Source organism: Mesorhizobium sp. M1227 (genome assembly GCF_040318315.1).
Lineage (GTDB): Bacteria > Pseudomonadota > Alphaproteobacteria > Rhizobiales > Rhizobiaceae > Mesorhizobium.
Genome location: NZ_JAMYLZ010000001.1, coordinates 527,021 through 540,004, shown reverse-complemented (window position 1 = coordinate 540,004; position 12,984 = coordinate 527,021). Strand labels below are relative to the sequence as shown.

The following is a 12,984-nucleotide window of genomic DNA, read 5'->3' as shown; positions in this document are numbered from 1 at the left end:
GAATCAGGAAGCAAGATTTATCAGGCCGCGGCCTTGGCTCCAAACCGGGCGACGTAGTCCGCTCATAGCTATCGATGCCAGCCTTGTATCTTCAGCCCGCCCAGCCGCTCAGCCTCTTCGCGTGGGACAGCGCCGACAGTCTGGGAAAAGGTCCAGACATGGCCTTCAGGATCGCGCGCGTCTTCTTGCCTGCAACTGAAGCCGGGCTGGCTATATGGTCGGCCCATTCGGAATCGACGATGATATAGCCGTCGCCGAACCGCATCTCGGAATGGACGAGCCTGCCATTAGCATCGCTGACCACCATGCTCGGCTCGAAGCCGAAAGCCTTTTCAAGCCATGTCAATGCGGCCCGCGGATTCTGGTAGAAGACACCCGAGCCCAAGGTTGAGTGCTTGAACGGGTCCTCAACCGGCATCGGGCAAGCCGCGTCCTTCAAGCCTGCTCGGTGCGGACGGCGCGGCGGCGGCGCTCGCCCTTCAGTGTCTCGACGATGCGTACGCGCTTGACGCGGCGCGGATCGGCGTCAAGCACATGGAACTCGAAGCCGGGTATGGCCTGCACCACTTCGCCGCGCGCCGGCACCCGGCCAAGCGTGTTGAAGATCATGCCGCCGATCGTGTCGACATATTCGCCGTGCTCGCCGGCGGCGAAATCCTCGCCGATCATCTTGGCGACATCGTCGATCTCGGCCTTGCCGTCGACGATGAAGACGCCTTCACCGGCCTGGGTGATCATCGGCTCGTCTTCGTCGTGCTCGTCCTCGATGTCGCCGACCACCATCTCGACGATGTCCTCGAGCGAGACGAGACCGTCAGTACCGCCATATTCGTCGATGACCAAAGCCATCTGGGTCCGCGTCGTCTGCATCCGCCCCATCAGGTCGGAGGCGAGCATCGAGGGCGGCACGAACAGCACCGGTCGGATCAGGTTGAGATCGCCGATGGTGCGCGCCAGATCGACCTGGGCGAGATCGAGAAGCGTCGCGACCGGAGTTTTCCTGGTCGTCCTGCCCTTTCTGACGCGGGCGACCTTGGTGATATGCGCCAGCACGTCGCGGATATGGACCATGCCGCGCGGATCGTCGAGCGTCTCCGAATAGACCGGCATGCGGGAATGGCCGGACTGCTCGAACAACCCCAGAAGGTCGCCGAGCTTCGTGGTGATCTCGACCGCCTCGATGTCGGCGCGCGGCACCATGACGTCCTCGACCCGCACTTCGCGCAGGCGCAGGATGTTGTTGAGCATGGCGCGTTCGCCGGGCGAGAAGGATTCTGCATCGCTCGCCGTTTCGGCAAGCGCACCGGCAATCTCCTCGCGCAGGCTGGTGCCGTTGCGGTGCCTGAAAAGCCCGAGCACGCGATCGAACAGGGAAGGACCGGCAGGCGATGCCTCGCTGGCGAAGCTGCCGGTCGTGGTACTCGGACTCGAGCCCTCTTCCGTCGTTTCGGAAGGCTTGATCACACTGCCGGCGTCGGAGCGGGCGGCAGTCTCTGGTTTGTCGTTCATCATCGTCCGGTCAATTGGTCTTTTGTAATTACGTGTAGGGATCGGGAATGGCAAGCCTCGCAAGTGCTGCGCGCTCTGTCGCTTCCATCAGTTCCGCTTCGGCATCCGTTTCGTGATCATAGCCCAGCAAATGCAGCAGGCCATGGATGACGAGATGGGAGATATGGTCCTCGATGGGCTTGTCTTCCAGTGCCGCCTCGCGCGCGACAGTCTCGGCGGCCAGCACGATGTCGCCGAGCATCGGCGGCAGAGGCCCTCCCCTGGCAAACGGAAAAGCTGGAAAAGACAGGACGTTGGTCGGCTTGTCCTTGCCGCGCCAGCCGGCATTGAGCGTGCGGATACGGGCATCGTCGGAAAAGACGATGCTGAGCTCGGAACGGCCGTCGGCACCGGTTTCGGCAAAGGCGGCCGAGACGGCGTGGTCGACCAGCCGCATCAGCACCGCCTCGTCGGGCCAGTCGCCCGCCTCGATCGCGATATCGATTTCGACGGGAAGCGGTCCCCCCGCCTTTTGCTCCTCAGCCATGCGGCCGCATAATCGTATCAGCTTTCGACACCCAAACCCCTGGCCAGCTTGCCGTCACGGTCGTAGGCCTTGACGATCTCGGCGACCAGCGGATGCCTGACGACGTCGCCTTCATTGAAGCGTACGGTCACCATGCCGGTGACGCCGTCGAGGATTCTCAGCGCCTCGACCAGGCCGGATTTGGTGTTTGGCGGCAGATCGATCTGGGTCGGATCGCCGGTGACGATCATGCGCGAGTTCTCGCCGAGCCGGGTCAGGAACATCTTCATCTGCATCGGCGTGGTGTTCTGCGCCTCGTCGAGGATGACGGCAGCGTGCGCCAGCGTACGGCCGCGCATGAATGCCAGCGGCGCGATCTCGATGACCTCAGCAGCAATCGCCCGCTCGACCTTGTCGGCCGGCATCATGTCGTAGAGCGCGTCATAGAGCGGCCGCAGATAGGGATCGACCTTCTCCTTCATGTCACCCGGCAGAAAGCCAAGCCGTTCACCGGCCTCGACCGCGGGGCGCGACAGCACGATCCGTTCGACCATGCCACGTTCGAGCAGCATTGCCGCATGCGCCACCGCCAGATAGGTCTTTCCGGTGCCGGCCGGGCCGATGCCGAAGACGAGTTCCGACCGCTCCAGCGCGCGCATATAGGCGTCCTGGTTGAGCGAGCGGGCATAGATGGTCTTCTTGCGCGTCGATATCTGGGCGGCGGACACCTTGCCCTTGCGCTCCAGCGTCGGCAGCGTCAGCTGGTCGTCGGTGGCGATCGCCATGCGCACGGCGCCGTCGACATCGGACTGGCCGATATCGGTGCCTTTCTGCAGAATGCCGTAAAGATTGTCCAAGGCGCGGCGCGCCTGCTCGGCGGCCGAGGAAGAGCCCTTGATGGTCAATTGGTTGCCACGCGAGCGGATGTCAACGCCGAGCTTCTGCTCGAGCCTGGCCAGATTCTCGTCGAACTGGCCGTAAAGGGCGCTGGCAAGCTTGTTATTGTCGAAAGTCAGTACGATGTGCGCGATATCCGAGGCCCCGGAGGGTAGGTTCTGGGGCAGGTTCTTGACTTCAGCAGCGCTCAACCGTCTCTCCTCATCTGCCGAGGCCTTCAGGCCAATTCGGCGAACAGGCTGTTGTAGCCCGTCTTCGTGATTCGTACCTGGATAATGTCACCGATTTCGCCGGCCTTTTCATCAACAATAACCGGCTGCAGCCACGGCGAGCGGCCAACCTTCTGGCCGGCCTGGCGGCCCGGCTTTTCGATCAGCGTGTCGATAGTCCTGCCGACCAGGCTTGCGCCGAAATGCTGCTGCTGTTTCAGAAGCAGCGCCTGCAGCCGCTGCAGGCGCTCGTCCTTGACGGCCTCCGGCACGTGATCGCCCATCTCCGCGCCCGGCGTGCCGGGGCGCGGAGAATATTTGAACGAGAAGGCCGAGGCATAGTTGACGTCTTCGACCAACTGCATCGTCGCCTCGAAATCCGCTTCCGTCTCACCGGGAAAGCCGACAATAAAATCGCCGGACAGTGCGATGTCGTTCCGTGCGGCACGGATGCGGTCGATCAACGTCAGATAGTCCTTGGCCATATGCCTGCGGTTCATCGCCTTGAGTATGCGGTCGGAGCCGGATTGCACCGGTAAATGTAGATAGGGCATCAGCGTCGGCAAATCACGATGGGCGGCGATCAATTCATCGTCCATGTCGCGCGGATGGCTGGTCGTGTAGCGCAGCCGCGCCAGACCTGGAATCTCTGCCAGCCTGAACAGCAGCCGGCCAAGGCCCCATTCCTCGCCGTCTTCACCTCTTCCGTGCCAGGCGTTGACATTCTGGCCGAGCAGCGTCACCTCGCGCACGCCGGCATCCGCCAGGCGCTCGGCTTCGGCGACGATCTGTGCCACCGGCCGCGAGACTTCCGAGCCGCGCGTATAGGGCACGACACAGAAGGTGCAGAACTTGTCGCAGCCTTCCTGAACGGTCAAGAACGCCGTCACGCCGCGCCTGATCAGTTCGGCGCGCTTCGGCTGCGGCAGATGCTCGAACTTGTCTTCGACGGCATAATCGGTCTCGACGATCTTTTCGCCGCTCCGCGCCCTCGCCAGCACCCCGGGCAGCCGGTGGTAGGTCTGCGGACCGATGACCAGATCGACAGCCGGCGAGCGGCGGATGATCTCGGCACCCTCGGCCTGCGCCACGCAGCCGGCGACGCCGACCAGCATTTCGCGCCCGGCCTTGGCACGCTCCGCCTTCAGCTCACGGATGCGCCCAAGTTCGGAATAGACCTTTTCCGCCGCTTTCTCGCGGATGTGACAGGTGTTGAGCAGCACCAGATCGGCCTCGCCGATGGCGTCTGTCGCGGCATAGCCGTCGGCCGCCAGAGCATCGGTCATGCGCTGCGAATCGTAGACGTTCATCTGGCAGCCATAGGTCTTGACGAAGACCTTTCTGGTCGCGGCAGGCGGAACGACCAGGTTTTCGGCGGCAGCGCCGATGTCGTCGCGTTCTATCGTGTTCAATTCCATTTCGCGGCTTCTAGCGCCTTTCCCCGACAAAAAACAGACGAATCTGGCCGGAACCTGCTCAGCCTACCGGCTCGGACGCGGTTCGGCGAGCGCCGCTTGTACCATCTCGCGAACCTGGCGTTCCATCTGCTTTGCCGTCTCCTTGCGGCTCGAGCCCCTGGAGAAAGCAATCGCCTCGCCAAAATGCACCTCGACGTCGAGGGCGCCCTCGGCCATCAGCACCTTGAGGTGCGGCATCAGCTCCTCATCGCCGATCCAGGCGGCAACCGGCCGATGCCGGCGGCCGAGCGGCACGCCATGCAGGCGCGTATAGACGATCGCCACCGGTTGGATGAAGACCTGTTCGGCCGCCCCTTCCGCAATCGCCATTGTAGCGGCGCCGAACAGCGTGCTCTTGAACGGCAGGATCATGTTCCCGTCGCCGGTCGAGCCTTCGGCAAACAGCACCATGGCGTCGCCCTTGGCCATCCGGCGGGCGATCTCGCTCGCCTGGTCGCCCGACGAGCGTTTGCGCTCACGTTCAATGAAGACGGTGCGTTGCAGCTTCGACAGCATGCCGATCAGCGGCCAGCCTGCCATATCGGCCCTGGCGATGAACGTCACGTCGACCATCGACCCCAGCACCATGATGTCGGTCCAGGAGATGTGGTTGGCAGCAATCAGCAATGGGCGCTGGCCGGACAGCGCTCCCTTGACATGGATGCGCAGCCCCAGCGCCCTGACGATCATCCTGTGCCAGATCTTCAGGATGAAGGTCTCGCGCCAGAGTCCGGTCCTCATCGACAGTATCTGCAAAGGCACAAGCACCAATGAGCCGACGACAACCAGCCCCAGGGCCAGGAAAATCCTGATTTTTCCTATCATCCCCACCACCCCGGCGTTTGGCTAACGAAGATCGCGGCGCATGACAAGCGCGCCGGTCGGGCCGAGCTCCGGCGACTTGTAATAGTTGGCGCGCTTGCCGACCTCGCGGAAGCCGAACCGTCGGTAGAGCGCGATCGCGGCGACATTGGTCTCGTCGACCTCGAGGAAAAGTGCCTCGGCGCGCTGTGCGTGCAGTTCACGCAGCACCGCATCCATCAATTGCCAGCCGAGCCCCCGGCGCCGATGCGAGCGTGCCACCGCGACCGTCAGGATCTCCCCCTCGCCGGCCGCCAGCCGAGCCAGCACGAAGCCGACCGGCGGCTTGGCACCCTGTCCGGTCTCGCGCGCGGCATAGCCGAACACCGTGTCCTGCTCGAGCAGCGCGGCGAATTCGTCGTCGGTCCACGGCCGCGCGAAATCCTCGCGATGCAGCACCGACATGGCCGCGCTGTCGGCAACCGTCAGCGGCTCGATCGCATAGTCCCTGCGACGCGGCTGGAGGAATGGAATGCGCATCAGTTTTTTTGCCTAGATAGAATAAAGCCGGCCTGCGGCTTGGCGTCGGCGCCGCGCAGATAGAGCGGTTTCGGCTTTTCGCCCTCGCCCTTTTTACCGGCACGTTGGGCGGCGGCCAGCCGGGCATAGACGGCGATGTCGGCGGTGGCCGCCGTCCCGCCGAGATCGAAGCTGCGCCCGGCCGCCGCGGCAATTTGGGTTGCCGCCGTGCCGGCGAGAACCGCAGATCTGTCGACCGCGATGGCGGCTGCTTGCGAGAGCGTGGTCACGGCCGGACCAAAGATCAGAACCGACCTCTCATCGTAAAGTGCCGCATGGATCTCCTCGCGACCTGCATCGAGCGCGGCGAGCACGGCGCGACCGGGAAATGCCGCTCTCGCTTGCGCCGCCAGGGCCTCCAGAGTCGTCACGCCGATCGCCGGGATTTTCAGCGCCAGCGCAAGGCCGCGCGCCGCCGAGACGCCGACGCGCAGACCGGTGAAGGAGCCCGGACCCGTCGAAACGGCAATGGCGCCGAGGCCGGAATAGTCGGTTCTGCTGGTCCCCAACGCCTTTTCGATGACACCCATCAGATGCTCGGCATGACCCTTACCGAGATCGAGCACCGAACGGCCGAGTTCTTTCCCGGCCGCCGCGTCGTAGACGCAGGCGGCGCAGAGATTGGCGGCACAGTCGATGGCAAGCAATTTCATGAAGCGGCCGGTTGAGACAGTTTCGAAAACAGCTTCCCTCTGCCCGCCAGGGCTGATCCCCGCAAGGGAATAATGGATAAATCGTCAGGCGACTTGGCTTCGGCGCGGGTCCAAGAATGTAAGTTCCAACGCACGCAATCGCCACAATAGGTATCGGGACTAGCCGACCTGCTCGATACGCAGCACGTGATTGTCCCAGACATAGTCAGGCTCGGAATGTATCGAGCCACCGGACTCGACGATATCGCCGGCGCCGGTCGTCGCCATGAAGCTTTCCCCATCGGCTGCAACGCCGCAAACCTCGACCAGCGCCTTGGTGGCGACGATGCGGCCGCTGGCCGCGTCGATCACGGCAAGCGAATTGCCCTCAGGCGAAGACACCGCGATGGTGCCGGCGGCAGGGTTGGCGGCGACCGAGCCGATATAGTTCCTGAAAGCCGAGAGCACGTCCTGCGACATGTCGAGTAATTTCAGGTCCATGCCGCGCGCCGCGCGGCCGAGCAGTGGGGGACGATCGGTACCGGGCCCCCTGTATTGACAGCCGAACCAGACGGTGCCGGAGCGGTCGGCATCCATATGGCGGATCGACAGTTGGTGCAGCGCCGGCGGTAATTCGTGCTTTTCGGTGAGATCGCCGGTAAGGCGGTCGACCAGAACATAGGAAGGCTTCATCGTTGCGATATTGAGCTCGGCGCGGCCATAATCCGGATGCGTTTCGATGCCGCCATTGGCGACAGCGATTGTCCTGCCGTCGGAGAGAAGCAGAAGTTCGTGCGGGCCCACGCCGTAGGTCGGGAACTCGCCGATGCGCTTGAATTTCGCATGCGCGTCATAGACGCCGACGACGCCGGCGGCATTGTCGAAATCGTTCTCGGTGGCGTAGAGCAGCGTACCGTCGGCCGAGAACACGCCGTGGCCGAAGAAATGCCGGCCGGCAACGCTGGCAACGGTCTGCGGTTCATCGCGGCCGGTATGGTCGAAGACGACAGCAAAGGTGCCCGGCTGCCTGGCAAACACCACCGAACGCTTGGACACCGGGTCGAAGGTAACGTCGTGGCCCCGATCGGGCAGATCGATCGTGTGCAACAACTTGCCGGCCTCGGACAGGACGGCCGCGCCATAGCTGCCGTCGCGCTTGACGAAAGCGGTGGCGAAGACCGAGTCGGCGTCGAGTGTCTTTGCCCAGGCCGACGGCGCCATCGCCGCTACGAAACCAGCGCCTGCGGCCCTCAGGAAATCGCGCCGATCGATCAGCGGCGTCCTCATGATCAGTCGCCATCCAATGACGAGAACCCGGCGGTCAGGCCGAATTCGGCGGTCAGCCTGGTGCCGATCAGGGTCGTCAGGCTGGATGTCACCAGCGAGAAATAGTCGAGCTTCTGGCGCAGCGCCGGATCGGCAAGTGCCTTGTCGATCGGTCCCCTGATCGCCTTGGCCGCCTCGATCCCGTTGGTGAGCTGGATGTGGACCGATTCTGCCATCCAGCGCGCATCGGGCGGCAGCGCGTCGCCAAGCTGCGAGGCCTGGAACAGCGTGTCCATGCCCGCCAGATTCCCGGTCAGCGAGCGGGCGGTGTTTTGCGAGCGCCAATAGATCGCCTGTTTCGGTTTGTCGGCCTCCGGCTTGGCGCCCAGGAAGCCTTTCAGGCGTACGTCGCGGACCATTTCCAGCTCGTTGATGAAGACGCCGACCAGTTCGGTCACCGCTTCGGTGCCGTCGTGGTAGAGCGCGTTCTGCGGACCCGGATTGGCCCAGAGCGCGGCAAAGCCGTTGGGCTCGTTCCAGGCATCGCCAACCTCGCCGGCAATCGTCTCGACATTGCCGGCAATGGCCGCACCGTAGGCGCAGCGATAGGCGTCGTCCCTGCCGACCAATTGACCGGCTCCGTCGCCGTAGAGGACGAATTCCAGTGCGCCGAGCCCTTGCATGGCGACGCTCTTTGTAGCCAGCTGGGCCGGATCGGCGGCTGTCGGATCCTTGCCGGCAAGTGCTGCCTGCACCTGCTTCAGGCCGATGCTCTTGCGATCCGGCCAAAACAGCATGCGCTCAAGCCGGTTGTTTTCCGCGATCGGCCCGAAACGGATGATTTCCACCACCGACCAGGCATCCACGACGCCTGAGAATTCGGCGCGTGCCGCATCGAGATTGTCTCGCGAGGGCGCTTGGCAAAGCGCGTGCATGGTCTTGGCCAAGCTGTCCGCATGGTCATGCAATCTGGCATAGGCCGGGCGGACGAAGCCGTCGATCGCCCGCTGGATCACATCCGAAGCCTTCACCGTCGCGGATGCCGGCAGCGCACCGGCGAGGACCAGCATCAGAGCGAATGCAAGACGCTTCCGCATCAGAGCGACTCCAGAAACTTGATCAGCGCGGCGCGGTCGGCCGCATCGGCAGCGGCAAAGCGGTCACGCGCCTTCTGACCCTCGCCGCCATGCCACAGAATCGCCTCGGCCAGGCTTCGTGCGCGCCCGTCATGCAGGAAGAAGGTGTTGCCGCTGACGGTCTGGGTGAGCCCGATGCCCCACAGTGGCGGCGTGCGCCATTCGCTTCCCGTGGCCTCGCCCACCGCCTGTCCGTCGGCAAGACCGGGTCCCATTTCATGCAGCAGGAAATCGGAATAGGGCCAGATCAGCTGGAAGGCCCGCGCCTTGTTCGGGGTGTCGCGACGGGTGACGAATTTCGGCGTATGGCAGGAGATGCAGCCCATATCGTAGAATAGTTTTTTGCCGGCGAGCACGTCCGGTCTGTCGAGATCGCGCCGGGCCGGCACGGCAAGGTTTTGCGAATAGAAGGTCACGAGGTCCATGACCGGCGGCGGCGCTTCGACCGGACCGAGGCGCTCCTGTACACCGTTAGGTAGGCCAAGGCAGGTCTTTTCCGCGGCGCTGCAATCGCCCCAGTGCTTCGGCACTTCGGGCGTCGAAATGCCAATATCGCCGGCAAAAGCGTCCGCCGATTGCTGGCGGATCGATGCCGCCTGCGCCTTCCAGCCGAAACGGCCGAGCGTCAGTTCACCGCTGCTGGCGTCGCGTATTATGTTTGGCCTGCCGGAAATCCCGTCACCATCGCGGTCGGCCGCATCGGCACGCGTAAGGATGTCGGCGGGAGCGATCTGCTCGACCAGGCCAAGGCCGATCATCGGCGGTGTCATGCGCGGCGACAGCGTGGTGTGCGGATCGAGCGGCCCGTAGGCGAGACCCTCGACCGAATAGCTCGGCTTGCGCAGCGACACGACGCTGCCGTCCGCCAGTTTTACTTTTTGCTCCTGATAATCGACATGCATCCTGCCTTCGCCCTGCAGGCCGGGAACGGCTAGCTCCTGAAGTTGTGTGCCATAGACCGGGTCGGGAAAGTTGAGCACCTTGTGATCGGCGAGCGCGGCTTTCTCCTCCTCGGTACTGGCTTCCCTTGCCAGGCGCAGGAACATCGAGGTGGTGCCGCTGTCGCCTTGGGGCGGATGGCCCCGACCGTCCTTCAGATGACAGTTCTGGCAGGCGCGCTCGTTGAACAACGGACCGAGCCCATCCGAGGCTTGTGTCGAGGATGGCGAGGACACCCAGTTCTTGCGGAAAATGGCGTTGCCAAGCTTGAAGGTGCCCTCTTCCTCGAAGCTGATGTTGGCGGAGGATTGCGAGAAGGCGTCCTTGTTGACGTCCTTCTTCGAGGTGCCGGCGCCGCCCTGCATCAGCTCGAATTGCTCGGGCTTGGAGAAATCGCTGGTCGGCCTGGTGATGGCGATGACGCGCGCCAGATCCTTCGGCGTCAGATCCGTGCGGCTGGTGGCAAGCCCCGCCGGTTGCGGCGCCCCGGCCAGCGCCGAGGCTGTGAGCGTCGCCACCACGGCAAGAAAGGCGCCGCGAAGGATACCGCATCGCGGCTTCTTCTGAGACGGCAGGCCACAATGCTCGGCCGGCCGCAAGCGGCGCATGAAATCTAGGGGGCGCCGCATTCCGGCATGTCCTTATTCCGCCTCGTCGGCCGACGCTGCGTTGAGTTGACCGTACTTTTCTTCGCCGATCGAGGCGAGCAGGTCGAGTTGCGTCTCGAGAAAGTCGATGTGACCTTCCTCGTCAGCCAGCAATTCCTCGAACAGCTTCATCGTCACGTAGTCGCCTGCTTCGTTACAAACCTCGCGCGAACGCTTGTAGGCGGTGCGCGCGTCATATTCGCCGGCAAGATCGGATTCGAGCACTTCCTTGACATTCTGCCCGATGCGCAGCGGCGCCACGGACTGCAGGTTCGGATGGCCCTCGAGGAAGATGATGCGCGCCACGAGCCGGTCGGCATGGTGCATTTCCTCGATCGATTCAGCGCGTTCCTTCTTCGCTAGCTTGGCATATCCCCAGTCTTCCAGCAGCCGGAAATGCACCCAGTATTGATTGACCGCCCCAAGTTCCAGAAACAGAGCCTCGTTAAGCCGCTCTATGATCTGCTGTTCGCCTTTCATGGGTTCTGCTCCCGTATTGGACGCGCAGGCCTCTGACGCGATCCAGGTGTGAAACGATGTCCACGCCACTCGCCGCCGAGCGGGCATGGTAATTTTCGGTGACCCGAATGATCGTTTCGACCACATTTGGGAAGCAGCCGCAACAGCGACCGCGCTTGTGCATGGCGTGATAGACCTTCGCCGGCACGATCAGCTGCCAGGGGTCCTCATCCAGCAGCCCGACGATCGTCTGCTCTATCTCCTTTTCGGTGATGATGTTGCAATGGCAGATCAGCATTTTTCGCTCTGGCTAACGGCGCTTCGTTGCGTCGCGTGGCTGGTGGTTTCGATAGTCTATTGGAACACCTTGTCCGGTGAATCGAGGCTGTCCGAGCCCTCGAAGGCTATCGCATTGAGCTTCAGGGTACCGACGGCGCGTTCGATCGACTTGGTCTGATCGACCAGCGCGTCGATCGCCGCCTGCACAGTGGCATTGCCTTCCGTGTTGCCTTCTCCGATCTGCTGGTCATAGGCCTCGCCGGCAAGCGCCCGCGCCTTGATGGCCTCCATCTTGGCGACGGTGACGTCCAGTTTGTCCGACAATTCCTTGGCAACCGCCGGGTCGGCCGCCTTGACCATGTCGGCCACCGACGGCCCCTCGACGACAGTGCCGTCGAGCCGCTTGTAGCTGCCGTGATAGGCGGCACGGATGCCGATCGCATCGTAAAGATGGGAGTTGTAGGTATTGTCGGAGAAGCAATCGTGCTCCTCTTCCGGGTCGTGCAACAAGAGGCCGAGCTTCATCCGCTCTCCGGCGAGCTCGCCATAGGACAGCGAGCCCATGCCGGTGAAGATGGTCGAAATGGCGGCGTTCGGCTCGCCATCGACAAGGTTCTTGCGGGCGGCGCCGCCCTCCTTCCAGTCGTCGACCATATCCTTTAGATCGGAAACCAGAAGGTCGCTCGCCGATTTCAGATACTGTCCGCGGCGGTCGCAATTGCCGCCGGTGCAATTGGCGAGGTCGTAATCGGTGTAGGGCCGTTCGCCGGCGCCCGGACCGGTGCCGTGCAGGTCCTGACCCCAAAGCAGGAATTCGATCGCGTGATAGCCGGTCGCCACATTGGCCTCGATACCGCCGGCCTCCTGCAGGGTGCCGGAGAGGAACTCCGGCGTCAGGTCGGTGGCGTCGACCTTCTTGCCGTTGATCTCGATCGACTTGTTGGCGATCACATTGGCGGTGTAGAGCGCGTTGGCGTCCGACTCGGTGCCGTAGCTCTTGGCCACATAGTCGATCAAGCCTTCGTCGAGCGGCCAGGAGTTCACCTTGCCTTCCCAGTCATCGACGATGGCGTTGCCGAAGCGATAGACCTCGGTCTGCTGATAGGGAACGCGCGATGCCTTCCAGGCCTCGCGGGCGGCGTTCAGCGTTTCGGCAGATGGCTTGGCGAGCAGCGCATCGACAGCCTTGTCGAGCGCCTCGGCCGCGATCAGCGAATCCTCGTATTTGGCGAGTGCAATGTCGGAATAGGTCTTGATGACCGCCTTGGCATCGGTTTGCGCCTTGGCCGGCAGCACGAACACGGCCGCCGTCAGCATCGCGGTGGCGCCGATCGCCGCAAGCCTGCCGCCATACCGCGCCGTGATCATCGTTCTCATGATTGTCTCTCCTCGGGAATCAATGAAATGCCGGCGCCGCGGCGGGCAGTGCCAGCGGGCAAAGAAGGGTCGCGCCATCGCGCGGTTCGCGGAAGAAAGACACCGAAATGCCTCCAATCGAAAGGGTTCAAGGCCCAGACATCAAAGGGATGCGCTGACGCGCGAGCTTCCATAAAACGGCGAAGACGCCGGATGTCAACTGGTGGCGTAGAAAAAATTCAATTGAAACAATAGTTTAGAATTATTCTAAACTAGAACTGTCAACTTTAACACCGACATATGAAGAATGCCG

Annotated in this window: 14 protein-coding genes; all 14 read right to left on the bottom strand. The window is 63.1% G+C overall.

Going from position 1 to position 12,984, the window contains the following annotated elements:
- Positions 1-91: 91 nt before the first annotated feature.
- Positions 92-418: a VOC family protein gene (locus NKH28_RS02485; protein WP_352541256.1), complete on the bottom strand. Its 327-nt coding sequence runs from the start codon at positions 416-418 to the stop codon at positions 92-94.
- 17 nt (positions 419-435) lie between these two features.
- Positions 436-1,509: a hemolysin family protein gene (locus NKH28_RS02480; protein ID WP_352541255.1), complete on the bottom strand. Its 1,074-nt coding sequence runs from the start codon at positions 1,507-1,509 to the stop codon at positions 436-438.
- A gap of 28 nt (positions 1,510-1,537) precedes the next feature.
- Complete coding sequence (gene ybeY / locus NKH28_RS02475; RefSeq protein WP_352541254.1) at positions 1,538-2,035, bottom strand: rRNA maturation RNase YbeY; 498 nt, start codon at positions 2,033-2,035, stop codon at positions 1,538-1,540.
- A gap of 17 nt (positions 2,036-2,052) precedes the next feature.
- Positions 2,053-3,102, bottom strand: a complete 1,050-nt coding sequence (locus NKH28_RS02470; protein WP_352541253.1) for a PhoH family protein — start codon at positions 3,100-3,102, stop codon at positions 2,053-2,055.
- Positions 3,103-3,128: 26 nt separating this feature from the next.
- Positions 3,129-4,538 (bottom strand): tRNA (N6-isopentenyl adenosine(37)-C2)-methylthiotransferase MiaB, encoded by a 1,410-nt coding sequence (gene miaB, locus NKH28_RS02465; RefSeq protein WP_352541252.1) that lies wholly within the window; start codon positions 4,536-4,538, stop codon positions 3,129-3,131.
- 63 nt (positions 4,539-4,601) lie between these two features.
- The gene (olsA, locus tag NKH28_RS02460) at positions 4,602-5,402 is read right to left on the bottom strand and encodes a lyso-ornithine lipid O-acyltransferase (protein ID WP_352470058.1); all 801 of its coding nucleotides are present in this window, start codon (positions 5,400-5,402) and stop codon (positions 4,602-4,604) included.
- Positions 5,403-5,423: 21 nt separating this feature from the next.
- Positions 5,424-5,918, bottom strand: coding sequence for a ribosomal protein S18-alanine N-acetyltransferase (gene rimI, locus NKH28_RS02455; protein ID WP_352541251.1), 495 nt, complete (start codon positions 5,916-5,918; stop codon positions 5,424-5,426).
- Positions 5,918-6,610 carry a tRNA (adenosine(37)-N6)-threonylcarbamoyltransferase complex dimerization subunit type 1 TsaB gene (gene tsaB / locus NKH28_RS02450; protein WP_352541250.1) on the bottom strand — a complete coding sequence of 231 codons (693 nt, stop codon included), beginning with the start codon at positions 6,608-6,610 and terminating at the stop codon, positions 5,918-5,920. The genes rimI and tsaB overlap by 1 nt, the downstream gene beginning before the upstream one ends.
- Before the next feature lie 159 nt (positions 6,611-6,769).
- Positions 6,770-7,876 carry a DUF1513 domain-containing protein gene (locus tag NKH28_RS02445; protein WP_352977684.1) on the bottom strand — a complete coding sequence of 369 codons (1,107 nt, stop codon included), beginning with the start codon at positions 7,874-7,876 and terminating at the stop codon, positions 6,770-6,772.
- 2 nt (positions 7,877-7,878) lie between these two features.
- Positions 7,879-8,952, bottom strand: coding sequence for an imelysin family protein (locus tag NKH28_RS02440; RefSeq protein ID WP_352470054.1), 1,074 nt, complete (start codon positions 8,950-8,952; stop codon positions 7,879-7,881).
- A complete protein-coding gene (locus NKH28_RS02435) occupies positions 8,952-10,559 on the bottom strand; it encodes a di-heme oxidoreductase family protein (protein ID WP_352977681.1) in 1,608 nt (535 codons plus the stop codon). Before NKH28_RS02435 ends, NKH28_RS02440 begins: the two co-directional genes overlap by 1 nt.
- A 12-nt stretch (positions 10,560-10,571) precedes the next feature.
- A complete protein-coding gene (bfr, locus tag NKH28_RS02430; RefSeq protein WP_023676883.1) occupies positions 10,572-11,057 on the bottom strand; it encodes a bacterioferritin in 486 nt (161 codons plus the stop codon).
- Complete coding sequence (locus tag NKH28_RS02425; protein WP_023676882.1) at positions 11,023-11,334, bottom strand: (2Fe-2S)-binding protein; 312 nt, start codon at positions 11,332-11,334, stop codon at positions 11,023-11,025. Before NKH28_RS02425 ends, bfr begins: the two co-directional genes overlap by 35 nt.
- Positions 11,335-11,390: 56 nt before the next feature.
- The gene (locus tag NKH28_RS02420; RefSeq protein WP_502895699.1) at positions 11,391-12,683 is read right to left on the bottom strand and encodes an imelysin family protein; all 1,293 of its coding nucleotides are present in this window, start codon (positions 12,681-12,683) and stop codon (positions 11,391-11,393) included.
- Positions 12,684-12,984 lie beyond the last annotated feature (301 nt).

Coding starts and splice junctions, on each gene's coding strand:
- NKH28_RS02485 (WP_352541256.1), bottom strand. CDS start 418: ATGCCGGTTGAGGACCCGTTCAAGCACTCAACCTTGGGCTCGGGTGTC.
- NKH28_RS02480 (WP_352541255.1), bottom strand. CDS start 1,509: ATGAACGACAAACCAGAGACTGCCGCCCGCTCCGACGCCGGCAGTGTG.
- ybeY (WP_352541254.1), bottom strand. CDS start 2,035: ATGGCTGAGGAGCAAAAGGCGGGGGGACCGCTTCCCGTCGAAATCGAT.
- miaB (WP_352541252.1), bottom strand. CDS start 4,538: ATGGAATTGAACACGATAGAACGCGACGACATCGGCGCTGCCGCCGAA.
- olsA (WP_352470058.1), bottom strand. CDS start 5,402: ATGATAGGAAAAATCAGGATTTTCCTGGCCCTGGGGCTGGTTGTCGTC.
- rimI (WP_352541251.1), bottom strand. CDS start 5,918: ATGCGCATTCCATTCCTCCAGCCGCGTCGCAGGGACTATGCGATCGAG.
- tsaB (WP_352541250.1), bottom strand. CDS start 6,610: ATGAAATTGCTTGCCATCGACTGTGCCGCCAATCTCTGCGCCGCCTGC.
- NKH28_RS02445 (WP_352977684.1), bottom strand. CDS start 7,876: ATGAGGACGCCGCTGATCGATCGGCGCGATTTCCTGAGGGCCGCAGGC.
- NKH28_RS02440 (WP_352470054.1), bottom strand. CDS start 8,952: ATGCGGAAGCGTCTTGCATTCGCTCTGATGCTGGTCCTCGCCGGTGCG.
- NKH28_RS02435 (WP_352977681.1), bottom strand. CDS start 10,559: ATGCGGCGCCCCCTAGATTTCATGCGCCGCTTGCGGCCGGCCGAGCAT.
- bfr (WP_023676883.1), bottom strand. CDS start 11,057: ATGAAAGGCGAACAGCAGATCATAGAGCGGCTTAACGAGGCTCTGTTT.
- NKH28_RS02425 (WP_023676882.1), bottom strand. CDS start 11,334: ATGCTGATCTGCCATTGCAACATCATCACCGAAAAGGAGATAGAGCAG.
- NKH28_RS02420 (WP_502895699.1), bottom strand. CDS start 12,683: ATGATCACGGCGCGGTATGGCGGCAGGCTTGCGGCGATCGGCGCCACC.